Below are 17,583 nucleotides of genomic sequence, written 5' to 3' on the forward strand. Positions count from 1 at the left end.
CACAAAAAAACCTCCCTGTGAGAGGAGGTTTTTCAGCTCTGGTCCCGGCCGGAGCAAAGGGCCGGCACGCGTGTTGGTACAGCCCTAACGTGGCGTTTAGGGCTGCCTGCAGAGAGGCCGTATGCTATTCTTCAATACCTACGCGGGCGGCAATTCCCTTGTCGAAGGGGTGCTTGCGCTTACAGATTTCCGACACGTAATCGGCCTGGTCCAAAAGGGCCTGCGAGGGATTGCGGCCGGTCATGACGACTTCCAGCTTTTGGGGCTTGTTTTGGAGAAAACGGAGGACTTCCTTTTCATCCAAGAGGCCGAGGGAACAGGTACCGAGTATTTCGTCGAGGACGAGCAGGTCCGGCGCGTCGCGGCGGACGCGGTCCTGTATTTCCTGAAAGAGACGGCCCTGCATGGCCTTGGCAGCAGCCAGTTCATCCGGGGTCATTTGGAAAGTAAATTTTTCACAGCCCTTGCCGCGCAGTACGGCGATGGTCGGAATGCGCGCTAACGAAACGAGCTCGCCTGTCTTCCGCTCTTTCAAGAATTGGGCGAAGAGTACGCGGCCGCCGTGGCCGGCACAGCGGATGGCCAGGCCCAGGGCTGCCGTCGTTTTGCCCTTGCCGTCACCACAGTAAATATGAATGAGTCCAGTATCCATAGGAGAACCTCCTTTGTCTTTTGCCTCTAGTATAGCATGCCTGAAGCCGTCGTGCACGGAGGGAAAAAGAGGGACCAGTCACACATTTATTGATAACTGAACCTGTAAAAAACAAGTAAAAAACGGAAATGTTGCGCCCGTTTTACGTTTTACCGGAAAAATCATGCCTTGACAAAGCCTGCCAACCTGGTGTATCATGCACTCAACAATTACAAATCGTCCACAAACCTTTGAGGCGGAGATAAAAACGATGACATGTGCGTACAGAGAGCCGGGGCGCTGAGAGCCGGCCGCAAACAGCTCGTTAAATGGACCGCTGAGGGCGCAGTGAAAAGCTTCGGCTGAGTATTCTGCGACGTAGGGGCATACGTCAGTTGCCGGGAATATGTTGGTATTCCGTCGAGCGCAGGAGTCAAATCCTGAAACAAGGTGGCACCGCGGTATCGGTATAGCTGTAGCTAAGATAACCGTCCTTGACAAACTCTATTGTCATGGGCGGTTTTTTTGTTGTCCTAATAGGAGGCAGCTATGGAAAATCTTTCCTTACATGAAATAAAACAATACGCCGGCACGTATACGCTCGTACCGCTGTGCCGCACCTTATATGCCGATCTGCGTACGCCACTGGAGGTCCTGCGGCTTGTACAGACGCTGACGAAGCACTGCTATTTGCTGGAAAGCATGGAAGACACAGACCGCTGGGGCCGTTACACCTTCATCGGTTACGATCCGGCCCTGGGCCTGAGCTGCAAGAACGGCGTCGTCCGCTTTACAGGCGAACGGGAAGAAACGATCCGGACGGATACGCCGCAGGATCTCATCCGCCAGGTCGTAGAGGCCAACCGGGCGCCCCGCCTGGCAGGGCTGCCGCCCTTCGTCGGCGGCCTGGTCGGATATTTTGCGTACGACTTCATCCAATATGCCGAACCGTCCCTGCAACTGCGGGCGGAAGACGATGCCGGCTTTAACGATTTCGACCTCATGCTCTTTCACAAGGTCATCGTCTTCGATCACCTGAAGCAAAAGCTGTTCCTCATCGTCAACGTACGGACTGGCCAGGCCGATACAGCCTATGAAAAGGCCCTGGCGGAGCTGGACCGTATGGAAGCCCTGCTCCACGAGGGGCAGCCGGCCCGGCCGGAACCGTTACAGCTGGACGGCGACTTTGAGGCTCTCTTTTCCAAAAGCGACTACTGCCGCATGGTAGAAAAAGGGAAGACCCACATCGTCGAAGGCGATATTTTCCAGGTTGTCCTGTCAAACCGCATGTCCGTCAAGGCCACAGGCAGCCTGCTCGATACGTACCGCGTCCTTAGGACCTTGAATCCGTCGCCGTACATGTTTTATTTCTCCGGCGATGATATCGAAATGGCCGGCGCGTCACCGGAAACGCTGACCCGCCTGGAAGACGGCAGCTTATTTACCTTCCCCCTGGCAGGCTCGCGGCCGCGGGGCAAGACACGGGCTGAGGACCAGGCCCTGGAAGCGGATTTGCTCCACAATACGAAGGAACTGGCCGAGCACAATATGCTCGTCGATCTGGGCCGTAACGACTTGGGCCGTATTAGCCGCATCGGCTCGGTCCACGTGGAAGAATATTTGAACGTCCTGCGTTTTTCCCATATTATGCACCTCGGCTCTACCGTACGCGGCCAGATCCGGGAAGATAAAAGTGCCGTCGACGCCATTCTTTCCGTCTTGCCGGCAGGGACGCTCTCAGGCGCCCCGAAAATCCGGGCCTGCCAGATCATCGACGAGCTGGAAGGCCATAAGCGGGGCATTTACGGCGGCGCCATTGGCTACATCGATTTTACGGGCAATATGGATTGCTGCATCGGCATCCGCCTGGCGTATAAGAAAAAAGACCGCCTCTACGTGTGCTCCGGCGCCGGCATCGTAGCCGACAGTATACCGGAGCAGGAATACCAGGAATGTATTAACAAGGCTAAGGCCGTTATCCTGGCCATCAGGCAGGCGGAAGGAGGGATAGACGCATGACCATACTCATCGATAATTACGACAGCTTTACATACAATTTGTACCAGCTTTTGGGGCTCTTTGATGACGTACAGACCATCCGCAACGATGCCGTCACCGTAGAGGAGCTGGAAGCCCTGCAGCCGGACCGCATCGTCCTTTCACCGGGCCCGGGACGGCCGGCAGACGCAGGGATTTGCGAGGCTGTGATCCGCCACTTTTCCGGCCGCGTGCCGATCCTCGGTGTCTGCCTGGGCCATCAGGCCATTTGCGAGGTCGCCGGCGGTACCATTACGTACGCCAGGGAATTGATGCACGGTAAGCAGTCTATCGTACAGCTGGCCGAAGGGGAACCCCTTTTCCGGGGGCTCGGCCGCGAAACCGATGTGGGGCGCTATCATTCCTTAGCTGTCGATACGGCGCACTTTCCCGAAAGCCTGAAGGTTCTGGCACGGACGCAGGACGGCGAAGTCATGGCTGTCCGCTACGGCCAGGCGCCTGTGTACGGCCTGCAGTTTCATCCCGAATCGATCCTGACACCACAGGGACCGGTAATGATTGAAAATTTCATGCACATGACCTGTTAAGAAGAAATAGTAGTGTAATAGTAATAGAGGAGGCTATACCATGATTAGAGAAGCAACGGCAAAACTCATGAATCATCAGGATTTGACGCAGGAAGAAACCTGCACGGTTATAGACGAAATGATGGACGGGAAGACGACGCCTGTACAAACGGCGGCCTTCCTGACGGCGCTGCAGTGCAAGAAGGCGACGGTTACGGAAATCCTGGCCTGTGCCACTTCCATGCGCAACCATGCGACGCCCTTAGATGCCGGCCAGGGACTTCTAGAAATTGTCGGCACCGGCGGTGACCACTCCAATTCCTTTAATATTTCGACGACGAGCAGCTTCGTCTGCGCTGCCGGCGGCTGCCGCGTAGCCAAGCATGGCAACCGGGCTGCGTCGTCACGGAGCGGCGCTGCAGATGTACTGGAAGCCTTGGGCGTACACCTGGGTGCAGGACCGGAAGAATGCTTGCGGCATATGAACCACGCCGGCTTTTGTTTCCTCTTTGCCCAGACCTATCACAAGGCCATGAAGCACGTCGGTCCTGTGCGCAAGGAAATGGGCCAGGCGACAGTCTTTAACCTCTTAGGGCCGCTGACCAATCCGGCCCGGGCCGACCACCAGGTGTTAGGCGTATACGCTGCCGAGCTGGTCGAACCTATGGCCCACGTCCTGCACGGTTTGGGCGTACAGCGCGGTCTCTCCGTATATGGTACAGACGGCTTCGATGAAATTTCGGCGTCTGCACCGACGCTGGTCTGTGAATTTAAGGACCATACGTTTACAACGTATACGATTACGCCGGAACAATTCGGCCTCACGCGCGGCACGAAGGCGGAACTCGTCGGTGGTACGCCAAAGGAAAATGCAGCCATTACGCGCGGCATTTTAAGCGGCCAGATCCGCGGTACCAAGCGTAACGCCGTCTTGCTGAACGCCGGCGCCGGCTTGTACGTTGCCGGCCGGACGGCGACGCTGGCTGATGGCGTCGCCTTAGCGGCAGCCCTTATCGATAGCGGCAAGGCACTGGCCTCCCTGGACCAGTACGTTGCCCTGAGTCAGGGGGCCTGAGGCCATGATCTTGAATGAGATTGCCCGGGCCGTAATGGCCAGGCTGGCAGAGGATCAACGGCACATTTCCCTGGCCGAGATGAAGGCTGCCGCCCTGGCCCGGCCGGTAGCAGAGGCGTTTCCCTTTGAACGGGCCTTGGCCGGCCCGTCTATGGCCTTTATCTGTGAGGTCAAAAAGGCATCGCCGTCGAAGGGCGTCATTGTCACAGATTTCCCGTATGTGGACATTGCCAGGGAGTATGAAGCGGCCGGTGCGGCAGCCATTTCCTGCCTGACCGAACGCGATTACTTTCAAGGCCACGTCCGTTATTTGAAGGACATTTCCCGGGCCGTTACGGTGCCGGTCCTGCGGAAGGATTTTATCATCTCTCCCTACCAGATTTATGAAGCCCGCGCCTGTGGCGCTGCGGCCATCCTGCTCATCTGTGCCATCCTGACGGATGAACAGCTGGCAGCGTACTTCGCGTTGGCTAATTCCCTGGGCCTTTCCGTTCTCGTAGAAGCCCACGACGCCGGCGAAGTACGGCGGGCCCGCCAGTGCGGCGCCCGGGTCATTGGCGTCAATAACCGGAATCTGAAGGACTTTACCGTTTCTCTGGATACGAGCTGCTGCCTGCGGGACCTCGTACCGCCGGAGATACTCTTCGTCGCCGAAAGCGGCATCCGCACGCGGGACCATGTAGCCCGCCTGGAAGCCCACGGCGTCGACGCCGTCCTGATCGGCGAAACGCTCATGCGGGCAGCCGATAAAAGGCAGATGCTGGCGGCACTGGCAGGTGACCGGACATGACCAAGGTCAAGCTGTGCGGCCTGCGCCGGCCCTGCGATATGGCCTGGGCCAATGAGTTCCGCCCGGATTACGCAGGCTTCGTCTTTGCCGGCAAAAAACGCCGCGTCAGTCCGGAAGAAGCGTTGCGGCTGCGGCTCCTCCTGGATCCGCGTATTCCGGCTATCGGTGTCTTTCAAAATGAAGACCCGGAGCTCATCAGCCGTCTCGTCGCAACGGGCGTCATTCAGGCCGTACAGCTCCATGGCGGCGAAACTGACGCCTATGTAACAGCCCTTAAACGACGGGTACACGTGCCGCTCATCCAGGCCGTGGCCATTGCTTCCGCCGCGGACGTACAGCGGGCAGCGGCCAGCCGGGCCGATTACATCCTGCTCGATCATGGGACCGGCGGCAGCGGCCAGACCTTTGACTGGCACCTGGCAAAACAGCTGACACGGCCATACTTTCTGGCCGGCGGCCTGAACTGCCAGAATATCAAGGCAGCCCTGGCCTTACAACCCTTTGCCGTCGACGTCAGCAGCGGTATCGAAACGGACGGCGTAAAGGATTATGAAAAAATACGGGCATTTATGCAATACATACATGAGGAGGATATGCTATGACAACTGGAAGATTCGGCCCCTTTGGCGGCCAGTACATACCGGAAACACTGATGAACGAAATCCACCGCCTGGAAGCGGCGTATAACCACTATAAAGCGGATCCTGATTTTCAGGCAGAGCTGAAGGATTTGCTCGATAATTACGCGAACCGGCCGTCGCTGCTCTATTATGCCGGCAAGATGACGGAAGACCTGGGCGGCGCCAAAATCTATTTAAAGCGCGAAGACCTGAACCATACAGGGGCCCACAAGATCAACAACGCCCTGGGCCAGTGCCTCTTGGCTAAAAAGATGGGCAAGACCCGGGTCATTGCCGAAACAGGTGCCGGCCAGCACGGCGTAGCGACGGCGACGGCGGCAGCCTTTCTGGGCCTTGAATGTGAAGTCTTCATGGGTGAGGAAGATACGATCCGCCAGGCTCTCAACGTATACCGTATGGAACTCCTGGGCGCGAAGGTCCACGCTGTGACCTCGGGCTCCCGCGTCCTCAAGGATGCCGTCAACGAAGCCATGCGCGAATGGGTCAGCCGCGTGAGCGATACGCACTATGTTATCGGTTCGGCTATGGGGCCGCATCCCTTCCCGACGATGGTCCGTGATTTCCAGGCCGTCATCAGTGAAGAAGCGAGAAAGCAGATTCTCGAACGGGAAGGCAAGCTGCCGGCAGCGGTCTTAGCCTGTGTAGGCGGCGGTTCCAACGCCATTGGCATGTTCTATCACTTTATTCCTGATACGGGCGTCCGCCTCATTGGCAGTGAAGCCGCTGGCCGGGGCATCGATACGCTCGAACATGCAGCGACCATTGCCAAAGGCAAGGTAGGCATCTTCCACGGTATGAAATCGATCTTTTGCCAAAACGATGACGGCCAGATCGACCAGGTCTATTCCATTTCTGCCGGCCTCGATTACCCCGGCATCGGACCGGAACACGCGTACCTGCACGACATTGGCAGGGCTGAATACGTACCGGTCAAGGATGATGAAGCTGTAGCGGCCTTTGAATACCTGGCTCGTACAGAAGGCATCATTTGTGCCATTGAAAGCGCTCACGCCGTCTATACGGCCATGCAGGTAGCGCCGCAGCTCAGCAAGGACGACAGCATTATCGTCTGCCTGTCCGGACGGGGCGATAAAGACGTAGCAGCCATTGCCAGATACAGAGGGAGGGATATCCATGAGTAACATAAAAAATGCCTTTGCAGGCGGAAAAGCCTTCATCGGCTTTTTGACGGCCGGTGATCCGACCTTGGAAAAGAGCCGCGAATATATACTGACCATGGAAAAGGCCGGTGCTGATTTGGTAGAAATCGGCATTCCCTTTTCCGATCCTATTGCCGAAGGGCCTGTCATTCAGGAAGCAGACCTGCGGGCCCTGGCCGGTCATACGACGGTAGAAGATGTATTTCGTCTCGTTGAAGCGGTGCGGCAGACGTCGCAAATCCCGCTGGTCTTCCTGACCTATTTGAATCCGGTCTATCATTATGGGGCAGAAGCCTTCTTCGCCCGCTGTGAAAAGGCCGGTCTTGATGGCATTATCATTCCGGACATGCCACTGGAAGAACGGGACGAATGTGCCGGTGCTGCCAAACGGCACGGTGTCGATATTATCTCGATGATTGCGCCGACGTCCCATGACCGGATTGCGGATATTGCCCGCGTAGGCGAAGGCTTCCTCTACGTCGTATCGTCCCTGGGCGTTACGGGCACGCGCGATACGATCAATACAGATCTCAAGGGAATCATCGATACGGTCCGCAGCGTGACGGACGTACCGGCTGCCGTAGGTTTTGGCATCAATACGCCGGAACAGGCTGAAAAAATCGCCGCTGTCGCCGACGGTGTCATCGTCGGCAGTGCCATCGTCAAGCTTATTGCCAAGTACGGCACAGAAGCGGCCGGACCTATTTATGACTACGTAAAGGCCATGAAAGAAGCGGCCCTGAGAGGCGGCAAATAGAAAAAGGAAGGTCCTTCCCGTGGGGAAGAAGGGCCTTCCTTTTTTGTAAAAACAAAACCGGCAGACACTAGACAAATGCCTGCCGGTTACGTACTAGATGCAATTGTTTCTTTTCTGGTTCTGATATCTTTTACCTCGTTAACGTGCGATACGAACAAGAAATACATATTCGGTTACGCTTACAAATGAACCACATCAGCTTGTATATGTAAACGAAGATGTTTAGGTGATACTTTGTAAACCTGTACAGTGTAAACACGATTCTTCGTATCCATGCTTTCTGCCTTGACCTTCACCGCCGGTTAGTATCGGTTCTCGTTATTCTCACGTGCGGTATTGCTGGTTACAGTTCTATCGTCGTTGCCCCAGGTCGGAGTGGTAAGTCAGAGCACTGTACGGCTCAACGGCAAATGACAGTCCAACGAATCACTGTGAGCTTTCTTTCCATCGGCTACGTGCCGTCTCGTTCCGTTTCTCCTTAATGCGGATACGGTTACTATCATTTCTTCACAGCTGTTAAACTCTGCCATGCCGTCCTGATTCTCTGAACCCATTGGACTCACCCCTTTCTATTTCTTGTCTATATTATACCACAATATATTCCGTTTGTCATAGGGAAATCGTAATATTTTAATGTATAGACTTGATAAAAAGTAATATAGTAAAGGGAAAAGACTCATTAATATTACATGAATGCATAATAAAGATGCTTTTTACACATTTCCCAAATAAACGTACTGCAGATGTTTGGCTGCGATGGCCTGCAATGTTTGCAGTGTAGCTACCGGTGTAGGCGCTTCGGTCATGTGGTAGCGCGGGAAATAGCGCGTAATGTGCAAGGGTATATCCGGGCGCAGTGACGCCAGCCAGGCTGCCAGATTATCCATGTCGCCAGGGTCATCGTTGAGGCCGGGAATGATCAGGCACGTCACCTCTACGTGCTGGTGTGCCGCTGCTGCGCGGATCGTTTCCTTTACCGGTTCCAGTGTGCCCTGGCAGTAATGGCGGTATGTCGCGTCGTTCCAGGCCTTGAGGTCGATGTTCCAGGCATCGATGAAGGGCAGGAGCTCTGCCAGGGGCTCTTTTTCTATGTAGCCGTTGGTGACCATGACGTTGACCATGCCGGCAGACTGAATGAGCGGCGCCGTATGGCGGATGAATTCGTACCACGTGCAGGGTTCGTTGTAGGTCCAGGCAACGCCTATATTGCCGGCCTCCCGGAGGCTCACAGCCGTGCGGTATACGGATTCGGGCGTAATGGTTTCACAGACGGGAATGGCCTGGGAAATTTGCCAGTTCTGGCACCACGGGCAGGCCAGATTACAGCCGGGAGATCCGAGGGAGAGAATCTGCGTGCCCGGGTGAAAATGGCGCAAGGGCTTTTTTTCAATAGGATCTAAGGCTGCCGAGGCACACTGGCCGTATGTGAGCAGTGTCAGTGTGCCGTCTGCGTTGCGGCGCGTATGACATTTGCCCGTGCGGCCAGGCGGAATCAGGCAGTGATGCGGGCAGAGCAGGCAGCGGACGCTGCCTGCACCTTCCTTTTGATAATACATTGCTTCCATGGCCAGGCCTCCTCAGGTATACCGCGTAACGGTAAAGCGGTACAGGTCAGGATGTACCTGTGGCGGAATACCCGCCTTTTCTTTGGCAATGTCGATTTGCTGTTCCACTGTGTCGACGCCTTCGAGGTCGGGCAAGAGGAGGCCTGTGCGGGCGTGGCTCATGACGATGACACCGTATTTCTTCGGGTCCAGGTCGGCAGGCGACGAAACGGCCTCCGGTTCGCCCAGGATGTCGACGGAAATGGAGAGATCGTCCAGCTCTTCCGGGCGGACCGGATAAAAGCGGGGATCCCGCGTCGCCGCCGAGACAGCGTTGTGAATGATTTCGCCGGCAATGTTCATCTGCATGGGCAGGAAGGTGCCGATGCAGCCGCGCAGGGCAGAGCCCTTGTGCAGGGAGACGAAGGCGCCGGCCCGGTCGGTCAGCTCTTCCGGTATATCCCGCGGTACGGACATGATGGCGTGATGGGTAAAGTAATAGGAAATACTCTGCCGGGCCAGGCGCACACGGATATCCGGGATGGCACTGTCGGCGACGTGATCGGCGTCACTTTCGTTGAGGTAGAGGACGACACCGTAGCCGACGCCAAAGGGGCCTTCGTAGGAAAAGACCGGCATGGACGGATGCATGCAGCGCAGGGCACCGAAGAGAAAATACACAGAAGGCAGGCCGCACATGGCTGCTTCTTCAATGAGGCTCGCAGGCATGGCGCGGATGCCGCTCAAATCCTGACGGCGCAGGCCTTCCATGACAGTCTGGTCGAAGATCGCACCGGACGGGGAGTAGCCGTTAGGCGCTTCCGGCAGCAGGCAGTGCGACAGGTCGCCTGAGGCGATGATGCCAATGCGCCGGCCTATACGGGCGGCAGCCTGAATAACGAGGGAGCCTAAGGCAAACATGGTGCTATAGTCATCAAAGCACGGCGAGAGCAGGACGATGGAGCCGGTAAAGCCGGCCTGGCGCAGATAGTACAGGGGAACGAAGGCGCCCTGGTCGAGGTGCAGGGGATGACCGTATTTTTCGCCCCATTCCGGATCGATACGGCAGAGCGAGGCCTTTCCTTCAGCTTGCCGCAGGATTTCCTCAGCCAGCTCCATATCCGTATTCATGCTCATCTTGAGCTCCGGATAGCCGAAGCGGCCTAAGTCGCCGTGCAGGACCGGTGCCGTATACAAGGCGGCAGTGTTGGAAAAAATATAATTATGCGGCGAAACGATCACCAGTGTTTCCGGACTGCGCGCCAGCAAGAGCTCCGCTGCATCAGTGACGGATTCGACGGTGGTTTGCATCTTTTGCAGCTCTGCGCCGCCGATTTCCGGCAGCATAATGGGCGGATGGGGCAAAAGGGCAGCGCCGACACAGGTAGTATCCATAACGGTGTACCTCCTCCAAAGAGAAAATGAAACGATATATTCACTTTCTATTGTACACCATTTTTGTGAGAAAAAGCAGTAGCTTTGCCAGGCAGACACAGCAAAAAAGGACGCTGCCGGGCAACGTCCTTTTTCGTGTTCATATTAGTATTCTGTGTCTTCCATGAGGCTGGTCTTGCCAAAGCGCGTGACTAAATCCTTGCGCTGCATTTTCCAGCTCGGCGAAGCGATGCTCATGGACGGGTCGTAGTTGGGCGACTGCATGTTGAGGATGCCGCAGATAAATTCGTATTCCAGGTCGTTCGTGAAATACATGTCCTTGTGGGCCTTGACGACTTGGGCGATTTCCGGGTTGCGCGCCAAGTAGCCATCGGAGAGATAGCAGAACATGGGAATGCGCAGGACCTTGAAGCTGGCCCCGTCAGGCTGGCGGGCAATGTCCGGGTCGGAGCCGTGGTCGGAGAAGTAGATCATGGCGTCGAGGTGCAGGTTTTCTTTGGCATAGTCGTAAATCTGCTGCAAAATCCAGTCCGTGTAGAGGACCGTATTGTCGAAGTCGGCTTCTTGGTTGATCTTGCCGTCGTTAAATACCTGGAATTCCGCCGGATAGCGGTTGCGGTATTCAATATGGCTGCCCATGATGTGCAGGACGACGAAGTTCTTTTCGTTGGGATTTACCTTGCTCAGGAACTGTAAGAGCGAGCCGTCGTACGTAGCTTCCTTCAGGTCGCGGTCGACCCATTCGGAAACGTCGGCCGTGTTAGCGACGAGTGTAATAGGCGTATCGGCGACGCCGACAGAACCCTGGTTGCTGAACCAGTACGTCTTGTAGCCAGCTTTTTTGGCCATGTCGATAATGGAAATAGACTGGTTAAACTGCTTGTCGTTGTAGAAATTGGCTTCCGTCAGGGCGTGTTCCAGGACGGGGACCGTGTACCAGACACAAGAGTAGGCATTGGTGAAGAGCGTAAAATGAGGATCTTCCTTTGCCGCTGTAAGCCACGGCGTATTTGGTACGTGATTCGGATTGTAGGCGTTCATGAGAGTCCGCGTTTCCGATTCGCCAATGACGACGATGACTGTGTTGGGGTACTCGGCCGGATTAAGTTGTACGGCCTGGAGAGCGTTGTATTTGCTCGTGTGGTTCTTGGCATACAGAGCAGACCGTTCCATATAATCGTGCGTATCGAGGAAGGTGCGGATAGGGAAGCACTGCGGGAAAATTTCTTCCCCTAAGGCGCCGAGAGACGGCAGGATAATGAGCAGGGAAAGAATGGGCAGGAGCTTTACCGAAAGCGTTGTCTTTGGCAGGGGCTTTTGCCGGACCTGGCAAAAATAAAAGATGGCCGGTATAGCCAAAATGACAAGGGTGCAGATAACGAGGTTAAAGAACCCTAAGGAGTGGAGGTATTCCAGTGTTTCTGCCGGGCCGGTCTGGAAAATGATGAGCGCCCCTGACGTAGTGATGCTGGAATGATACATATAGAAGTAGCCCCACTGCAGGAGAATGACGAAGAGGGACAGAAACTGGACGACCATCATGATGGCAGCGCCGATCTTCGGCCGCACGTAAAGGCGCAGGGCCATGGAGAGGCAGAAGAGAATGGCAAAGCCGTAGAGGCCGACGTAAATATCGTAAATATTATTTAAGTAGACCGTCGAACCGTTGAGTAAGGTATTGTAGCTCAGCACCGGTCCCGTGACGATCCAGGAAATGCCAATGAAGGCATTGGGCAAAATAGCCGAAAGCGAGAGATGCTTCCAATAGAGTGCCAGGGAAAGCGTCACGACGCCGACGGCCGGAATGAGACCGTACGTCATGGCCTGAATATTGTCCTGGCCTAAGCCCAGGGAAACGAGGAGCTGCCACTGGAAACACAAGGCGTAAATAACGCCGAAAATACACAGAAGGTAAAATACGCGACGCCAGTTGATCTGTTGTACGAGCGAAAGCGCCAAGTGGAGTGCCGTCCCGTTGGGAGCACTGTTTTTGTGAAATAACTGCATGACGTGAAACGCTGCCTTTCTAGAGAATGTAAAGGGAAAGAACGGGATTTGTAAAGATTTTGCAAAACAGATTACATCCAGTCTATTATACATCAATCAAAGATCAATACATAGTCAATAAAGAGAAATATTCGCGGTATCAGGTCTTTTTCTGCCCGGCGGGGCTGAGAAGGCCTTTTTTCTATAACACCTTGAGGCTTCTATAAAAGAATTGCTGCCAAGGAGGCCGGGAAGAGGCATAAAATGGCCTTGGAGGAAAAAACTTCAAAAAAATAAAAAAGTTTGCAAAAAAGACTTGCCAAACCTCAAATCACATGGTAGAATTGTTCTTGTTCGAGGCACTGAACGCCTCGGCAGGAAGTGGGAATTGGCCCCGTGGTGTAGCGGTTTAACATGTCGCCCTGTCACGGCGAAGATCGTCAGTTCAAATCTGATCGGGGTCGCCATTTTTTTGCTCAGGTAGCTCAGTCGGTAGAGCAGGGGACTGAAAATCCCCGTGTCGGCGGTTCAATTCCGTCCCTGAGCACCAAATCAATTTCATATGCGGTTGTGGCGGAATGGCAGACGCGCTACTTTGAGGGGGTAGTGAACGTAAGTTCATATGGGTTCAAATCCCATCAACCGCACCAAAAAAGGTTCTTACACTGTCCAGCTTTGTTATGGGTGAACAGTGAGGCAGGCTTCTTACAGAAATGTAGGAAGTCTTTTTTTTATGTAATAATGGTGAATATCTACTTACTACGCAAGGGCTTTCTCTATGGTGTCTGCACACTTCCTTTGTGCTTTGTCTGTGACCGTATGGGCATATACTTCTTCAATGACTCGTGTTGTCTTGTGTCCAGTTTGCTTCTTGATATCCATAAGGGGCATATCATTTTCAATAAGGTGACTAATGTATGTATGTCTGTAGTTATGCCATTTAAAATCACTTACCCCTGTTAGCTTTCTCCATACTCTTGCTATGTTTAACAGTGTTTGCGGATGTGTGTAGCCTTCTTTTTTTTGTCTGTTGCTAATGACAATTTTCCTTTTTCCATATCTGTCAAACTGTTCTTGCTTATAGATAGCAAGTTTTTCACAAAGAACTTTTGGAATTATAACAGTCCTGATACTGCTTTTATTCTTAGGTGTCTTTAAATAGGCTTTGCTCTTTGCGTCCTTTGTGAACGCTCTAACTATTTTGAGTGTCCCTTTTTCTAGGTTTATGTCATCCCAATGCAGGCCCAATGCTTCTTCTGGTCTAAGTCCTGCATAGGGTAAAAGATAAGCTAAAATCCATAATCTTTGTTCCTTTGTAGCGTTCTGGATGCGGTGTATCTCATCCACTGTAAAGGCCCTATGTGGTGACCCCGCTCCCCTTTCTGTCTTAGGCAAATCAAGCAACGTCATAGGATTCTTCTTGATTAGTTCGTGCTTTTCCGCTCGTTTGAATACCATGGATAAAGCACTCCTGATATCATGAATGGTAGCACTGGCAAGCTGTGAGACATCATTATTAAAGAACTGCTCTATATCATCAACGGCGATGCTGTTCAAATATTTGTCTCCTAAGGCTCGTAAGGGATGCATTAAAGCCCGTTCATTTTTAACAACTGTACTGGGTGCTAGGCTCTTTGTGTTGTGTCTATACTCTAACCACTCTTGCACAAAGTCTTTGAAAAGTATACTATCTCCCTTGTATGTTGTCTCCTGTTGTGTCTGGATTGCCATTGTTTGAAGTAGTTTCCACTGCTGACTGTTCTGGTCTTTAAGTCCTTTGTTTTCACCTTTTAAACGGGCATTTTCTGCTAGTATTGCTTGTATCTGTTCTGGGGTGTAAGGTATTCTATTGTCAAGGTTCACGGTTGTTGTCTGTGTATTTAACATTGGCGTACGCTCCTATCTATTGCATGATAGACAAGCGTATTTCAACGCTATAAGCATATCATGCATGTTTGAATTTGAAAATAGACAAAAAGAAAGAGCCTACAAACGAAAATGTTCATAGGCTCCAATAAAAGATGCTTACCATATATCAAAAGGTGTATTTATGTCTTCTAGTGTCTGTTCTATGCTCTGTGAATTATCGAGTATCTGGAACGTGTCAAAGTGTTTGAGTGAGTCCCTTAAAGCTCCTGCATAGATTGCTTTAACTAAAATGGAAATGTATATATCGTCTAAGTGTGTAAACTCACGCAATGCTTCTTCATTTAGATGCTCTCTAAGGATACTGAAAATACGCTTCTCTGCTTCTACAAGTTTAGGGTTCGTATAGGCAAGAGTTATTTGTGTCTGGATGAAATCATATAATGTTTGCTCCCTCAACTGTCGTAATTCTTCCTTGTACTTCTGGGCTTCTAGTTCTGTACGCTGTGTCATGGTGTCTGACTCCTTTCAATAACTCACGTTTTAGTGTGTTCATGTCTATAAAATACACACGTTTTAGTGAGTTGTCAAGACATAAAAAGAGACTCATGATATAATTTTTATTGTTAGTATGTGTTTATTGTCTTCATCACCTCTATCAAAGGGGGGCTTTATCATGGAGTTAAAAGCTCAAATACAAGCTATAGCAAAAAATAAAAACATGACTCTGAAAGACGTAGCTGACAAGGCAAATATGTCTTACAATGGTCTTCATAATAAATTTAAACGTGGTTCTTTAACTGTAAGAGACTTAGAACAATTACTAGATGTTCTAGGAAAAGAAATAAGGATAGTAGACAAACACAAATAACCAAAAATCTTCCTATTTTGCCGTTTTTAGCTTCTGTATGGCTCTGGGGTATAGTTGGATACCTAAAACCATGAACAAATCCTAAAAACGCACTAGAGAGCGTCTGGGGACACAAAAACGGTAAATCTGTATTTGTCTCTCCTGCTGTATTGTCTGTAATAAAAAACATGCGCCCTTTCACGCTTTTTTATCCTGTAAGGCTCTGGGGGATACATTGATACCTGAGACACACCAACGGCAAAAAATTGTAAAAGGGTAGTAGGAAAAACACAAAAAAAACAGTACATCTATGATGCAGTGTTACTTCTGCTTTGTATCTTTTCCCTGATGCGGTCAATCGACATATCTATTTGCTATATATTAGAATATACGATAATTCGCACTGGAAAGCGTTTTTAGCTTCTGTAAGGCTCTGGGGTATAGTTGGATACCTAAAATTATTTAAAAATCCTAGAAACGCACTGGAGAGCGTCTGGAGACACAAAAACGGTAAATCTGTATTTGTCTTTTATTCGAATGGCAACAAAGATGTATCAAGGGATGAGTGTCTTATTATTGTCTATGTTTTCCGTTGTATAAAAGGTTAACAAATAATCAATTCTAGCACGGTTTTTTTACTGTTTTACTTACTTCAAAAATGCCGATAAGGTTAGTTACTTCCTGTATTCGTGCTGTCGTGCCGTGTAGTTGTTTAACTTCCCTGTCCTTCTAGGGGAATACTATAGTCTCTTATGGTGTCTTATCGGCTCTTTACGACACCTTAACTGATGATTTATTATTGTCCTCTATCTCTCCCCTAATGGATATCTTGATGATGATTTATCATTATCCATCTTTCCACCTACTGAAAAACTCCCAAACATTCTTTTTATTGATAACTTCAACTCCTAACTCATTATTACTGACTCCTACCTGCTGACAAAAATCTTTAATCTCCTGATGATGCTTTTTAGCTAACTTCTTATGCTCCTTGATATAGTCCATCTTGCCACCATCCCAACACTTCTTATACGACTGCTGAATAGCGTTCCCATAATGATGCTGTATCCAATACTCCCTAACTACATCAACAATAGCAGAACATGGAGAGCCATAGAACAGCAAATGGACATGATAGGCTCCCTTGCGATGCTGTGAGACATGAAAATTTGATCGACACCATACATTACATACGTCCATCCTCGTACCTTAGCTTTACGTCTAAGGCTCTCTAAGACATTCTTGACAGCCTTAGCAAGCTCCTGACATGTAATATCCTTGTGCTTCTTCTGAAAGCCTGTGACAAGGTTGTTCTTTGTTGTCAAGTCCAAAGTATACAAAACTTTCCGCTTCATGACTTCACCACCTTTCTATTTGTGTCTCCCCCTCCTGTGTGGGCCAATAAGGGACATTGGTATATGTGGGACAAACAGATATTATGATGTTTGTCTTTGAAACCTGTTTTCCCCTTTGTGTACTGGAACAATTCCTAGTTTGTATATTCCTGCCTCTATTACAGGCTTCTTCCTTCAATCCGTGCCACACTTTTTACTTCTTATTTACCCGCCACAAATAATATAAACAGATGAGAAGACAGATATATCATTATGATATTATCAAAGACACAAAAAGCAAAGAGCCTGAAGATTATCTACAAGCTCTCTGTCTGGTATCCCTATTGGTCTTTTTCCTGCATTGTGTCTGCTCTGTGTCTCCTGACAGCCCGTATAATGGTACTCTTTGATATACCTAGTGTGTCCGCAACTTCCTTGTATGTGTGTCCATCTTCAATCAAGGAAACCGCATAATCCGTTTTCTTAGTACTTATCCGTGGTCTTCCTTCCTTGAAACCTTCTTTTGTCCTAGCAATCGCCTTACCGCTTTGTGTCCTCTCAACAATCATATCACGTTCAAACTCTGCAAACGACAACAACACATTCAAGAGCAGACGCCCGATAGATGTATCATCAATGACTCCCATATTGAGTATATGTAGCGTAACACCTCTGCTCATAAGCTCTTTAGCTATCTTGCTTCCATCTCCTGCTGTTCTGGCAAAACGGTCTAGCTTTGTGACTTTCAGTGTGTCTCCTGCTTTTAAAGAATCAATCAAGGCAGTGAACTTTGGTCTATTTGTCTTTGTGCCTGTGTATTGCTCTGTAATAATGGTCTGACATCCTGCCTGTAATAGTGCTTCCTTCTGGTCTTCCAAACTATTGCCATGTACTAATTGTCCTCTTGTGCTTACTCTTGCGTACCCGTAAATCATGAAAAATCACTCCCTTTTTTGTCTTATTCATCAAATCGTTTAGACACTAAGTTTT

The 17,583-nt window shown here is 51.0% G+C and carries 17 protein-coding genes and 3 tRNA genes; 11 read left to right on the top strand and 9 right to left on the bottom strand.

Translation table 11 applies throughout. The features are described from left to right. Window positions 1-124 precede the first annotated feature (124 nt). Window positions 125-652: a cob(I)yrinic acid a,c-diamide adenosyltransferase gene (locus tag H8J70_RS05900; RefSeq protein WP_186502937.1), complete on the bottom strand. Its 528-nt coding sequence runs from the start codon at window positions 650-652 to the stop codon at window positions 125-127. A 528-nt stretch (window positions 653-1,180) separates the two neighbouring features. Here H8J70_RS05900 and H8J70_RS05905 point away from each other — a divergent pair. The 7 genes from H8J70_RS05905 to trpA are packed head-to-tail and all read left to right on the top strand — an operon-like array spanning window position 1,181 to window position 7,618. Beyond that, complete coding sequence (locus H8J70_RS05905) at window positions 1,181-2,650, top strand: anthranilate synthase component I family protein (RefSeq protein ID WP_186502938.1); 1,470 nt, start codon at window positions 1,181-1,183, stop codon at window positions 2,648-2,650. Then, entirely contained in the window at window positions 2,647-3,216 is a 570-nt protein-coding gene (locus tag H8J70_RS05910; protein WP_186502939.1) for an anthranilate synthase component II, read from the top strand. The genes H8J70_RS05905 and H8J70_RS05910 overlap by 4 nt, the downstream gene beginning before the upstream one ends. A 40-nt stretch (window positions 3,217-3,256) precedes the next feature. Beyond that, complete coding sequence (trpD, locus tag H8J70_RS05915; protein WP_186502940.1) at window positions 3,257-4,270, top strand: anthranilate phosphoribosyltransferase; 1,014 nt, start codon at window positions 3,257-3,259, stop codon at window positions 4,268-4,270. A gap of 4 nt (window positions 4,271-4,274) precedes the next feature. After that, window positions 4,275-5,060, top strand: coding sequence for an indole-3-glycerol phosphate synthase TrpC (gene trpC, locus H8J70_RS05920; RefSeq protein ID WP_186502941.1), 786 nt, complete (start codon window positions 4,275-4,277; stop codon window positions 5,058-5,060). Beyond that, window positions 5,057-5,662: a phosphoribosylanthranilate isomerase gene (locus H8J70_RS05925; RefSeq protein WP_186502942.1), complete on the top strand. Its 606-nt coding sequence runs from the start codon at window positions 5,057-5,059 to the stop codon at window positions 5,660-5,662. Before trpC ends, H8J70_RS05925 begins: the two co-directional genes overlap by 4 nt. Beyond that, window positions 5,659-6,843 carry a tryptophan synthase subunit beta gene (gene trpB / locus H8J70_RS05930; protein WP_186502943.1) on the top strand — a complete coding sequence of 395 codons (1,185 nt, stop codon included), beginning with the start codon at window positions 5,659-5,661 and terminating at the stop codon, window positions 6,841-6,843. Before H8J70_RS05925 ends, trpB begins: the two co-directional genes overlap by 4 nt. Further along, window positions 6,836-7,618 (top strand): tryptophan synthase subunit alpha, encoded by a 783-nt coding sequence (gene trpA / locus H8J70_RS05935; RefSeq protein WP_186502944.1) that lies wholly within the window; start codon window positions 6,836-6,838, stop codon window positions 7,616-7,618. The genes trpB and trpA overlap by 8 nt, the downstream gene beginning before the upstream one ends. 383 nt (window positions 7,619-8,001) lie before the next feature. On the opposite strand, the gene H8J70_RS05940 is transcribed toward trpA, so the two are convergent. The 4 genes from H8J70_RS05940 to H8J70_RS05955 form a co-directional block, all read right to left on the bottom strand. Then, on the bottom strand, window positions 8,002-8,172 hold the full coding sequence (locus H8J70_RS05940; RefSeq protein WP_186502945.1) for a hypothetical protein: 171 nt from the start codon (window positions 8,170-8,172) through the stop codon (window positions 8,002-8,004). A gap of 159 nt (window positions 8,173-8,331) precedes the next feature. After that, on the bottom strand, window positions 8,332-9,183 hold the full coding sequence (gene amrS / locus H8J70_RS05945; protein WP_186502946.1) for an AmmeMemoRadiSam system radical SAM enzyme: 852 nt from the start codon (window positions 9,181-9,183) through the stop codon (window positions 8,332-8,334). A 12-nt stretch (window positions 9,184-9,195) separates the two neighbouring features. Then, entirely contained in the window at window positions 9,196-10,557 is a 1,362-nt protein-coding gene (amrA, locus tag H8J70_RS05950; RefSeq protein ID WP_186502947.1) for an AmmeMemoRadiSam system protein A, read from the bottom strand. Window positions 10,558-10,701: 144 nt separating this feature from the next. Further along, a complete protein-coding gene (locus H8J70_RS05955) occupies window positions 10,702-12,564 on the bottom strand; it encodes a phosphoethanolamine transferase (protein ID WP_186502948.1) in 1,863 nt (620 codons plus the stop codon). Between the two features lie 369 nt (window positions 12,565-12,933). Between H8J70_RS05955 and H8J70_RS05960 the strand changes: the two genes are divergently transcribed. The 3 genes from H8J70_RS05960 (at window position 12,934) to H8J70_RS05970 (ending at window position 13,193) form a co-directional block, all read left to right on the top strand. Next, window positions 12,934-13,010 (top strand) — tRNA-Asp (locus tag H8J70_RS05960). A 7-nt stretch (window positions 13,011-13,017) separates the two neighbouring features. Beyond that, window positions 13,018-13,093 (top strand) — tRNA-Phe (locus H8J70_RS05965). Between the two features lie 14 nt (window positions 13,094-13,107). Continuing rightward, window positions 13,108-13,193: transfer RNA gene (locus tag H8J70_RS05970), tRNA-Leu, on the top strand. 109 nt (window positions 13,194-13,302) lie between these two features. Here the strand turns inward: H8J70_RS05970 and H8J70_RS05975 are convergent. Together H8J70_RS05975 and H8J70_RS05980 are read right to left on the bottom strand one after the other, a co-directional pair. Beyond that, a complete protein-coding gene (locus H8J70_RS05975) occupies window positions 13,303-14,430 on the bottom strand; it encodes a tyrosine-type recombinase/integrase (protein WP_186502949.1) in 1,128 nt (375 codons plus the stop codon). Between the two features lie 138 nt (window positions 14,431-14,568). After that, a complete protein-coding gene (locus H8J70_RS05980) occupies window positions 14,569-14,922 on the bottom strand; it encodes a hypothetical protein (RefSeq protein ID WP_186502950.1) in 354 nt (117 codons plus the stop codon). Window positions 14,923-15,085: 163 nt separating this feature from the next. Here H8J70_RS05980 and H8J70_RS05985 point away from each other — a divergent pair, with 163 nt between their 5' ends. Further along, window positions 15,086-15,280: a helix-turn-helix domain-containing protein gene (locus H8J70_RS05985; protein WP_186502951.1), complete on the top strand. Its 195-nt coding sequence runs from the start codon at window positions 15,086-15,088 to the stop codon at window positions 15,278-15,280. Window positions 15,281-16,105: 825 nt separating this feature from the next. Here the strand turns inward: H8J70_RS05985 and H8J70_RS05990 are convergent. Both H8J70_RS05990 and H8J70_RS05995 read right to left on the bottom strand, forming a co-directional pair. Next, window positions 16,106-16,264 carry a hypothetical protein gene (locus H8J70_RS05990; protein ID WP_186502952.1) on the bottom strand — a complete coding sequence of 53 codons (159 nt, stop codon included), beginning with the start codon at window positions 16,262-16,264 and terminating at the stop codon, window positions 16,106-16,108. 670 nt (window positions 16,265-16,934) lie between these two features. Further along, entirely contained in the window at window positions 16,935-17,528 is a 594-nt protein-coding gene (locus tag H8J70_RS05995) for a recombinase family protein (RefSeq protein WP_186502953.1), read from the bottom strand. Between the last annotated feature and the right edge of the window lie 55 nt (window positions 17,529-17,583).

The sequence above is a fragment of the Megasphaera hominis genome (assembly GCF_014269395.1).
GTDB lineage: Bacteria > Bacillota > Negativicutes > Veillonellales > Megasphaeraceae > Megasphaera > Megasphaera hominis.

Coding starts and splice junctions, on each gene's coding strand:
- H8J70_RS05900 (WP_186502937.1), bottom strand. CDS start 652: ATGGATACTGGACTCATTCATATTTACTGTGGTGACGGCAAGGGCAAA.
- H8J70_RS05905 (WP_186502938.1), top strand. CDS start 1,181: ATGGAAAATCTTTCCTTACATGAAATAAAACAATACGCCGGCACGTAT.
- H8J70_RS05910 (WP_186502939.1), top strand. CDS start 2,647: ATGACCATACTCATCGATAATTACGACAGCTTTACATACAATTTGTAC.
- trpD (WP_186502940.1), top strand. CDS start 3,257: ATGATTAGAGAAGCAACGGCAAAACTCATGAATCATCAGGATTTGACG.
- trpC (WP_186502941.1), top strand. CDS start 4,275: ATGATCTTGAATGAGATTGCCCGGGCCGTAATGGCCAGGCTGGCAGAG.
- H8J70_RS05925 (WP_186502942.1), top strand. CDS start 5,057: ATGACCAAGGTCAAGCTGTGCGGCCTGCGCCGGCCCTGCGATATGGCC.
- trpB (WP_186502943.1), top strand. CDS start 5,659: ATGACAACTGGAAGATTCGGCCCCTTTGGCGGCCAGTACATACCGGAA.
- trpA (WP_186502944.1), top strand. CDS start 6,836: ATGAGTAACATAAAAAATGCCTTTGCAGGCGGAAAAGCCTTCATCGGC.
- H8J70_RS05940 (WP_186502945.1), bottom strand. CDS start 8,172: ATGGGTTCAGAGAATCAGGACGGCATGGCAGAGTTTAACAGCTGTGAA.
- amrS (WP_186502946.1), bottom strand. CDS start 9,183: ATGGAAGCAATGTATTATCAAAAGGAAGGTGCAGGCAGCGTCCGCTGC.
- amrA (WP_186502947.1), bottom strand. CDS start 10,557: ATGGATACTACCTGTGTCGGCGCTGCCCTTTTGCCCCATCCGCCCATT.
- H8J70_RS05955 (WP_186502948.1), bottom strand. CDS start 12,564: ATGCAGTTATTTCACAAAAACAGTGCTCCCAACGGGACGGCACTCCAC.
- H8J70_RS05975 (WP_186502949.1), bottom strand. CDS start 14,430: ATGTTAAATACACAGACAACAACCGTGAACCTTGACAATAGAATACCT.
- H8J70_RS05980 (WP_186502950.1), bottom strand. CDS start 14,922: ATGACACAGCGTACAGAACTAGAAGCCCAGAAGTACAAGGAAGAATTA.
- H8J70_RS05985 (WP_186502951.1), top strand. CDS start 15,086: ATGGAGTTAAAAGCTCAAATACAAGCTATAGCAAAAAATAAAAACATG.
- H8J70_RS05990 (WP_186502952.1), bottom strand. CDS start 16,264: ATGGACTATATCAAGGAGCATAAGAAGTTAGCTAAAAAGCATCATCAG.
- H8J70_RS05995 (WP_186502953.1), bottom strand. CDS start 17,528: ATGATTTACGGGTACGCAAGAGTAAGCACAAGAGGACAATTAGTACAT.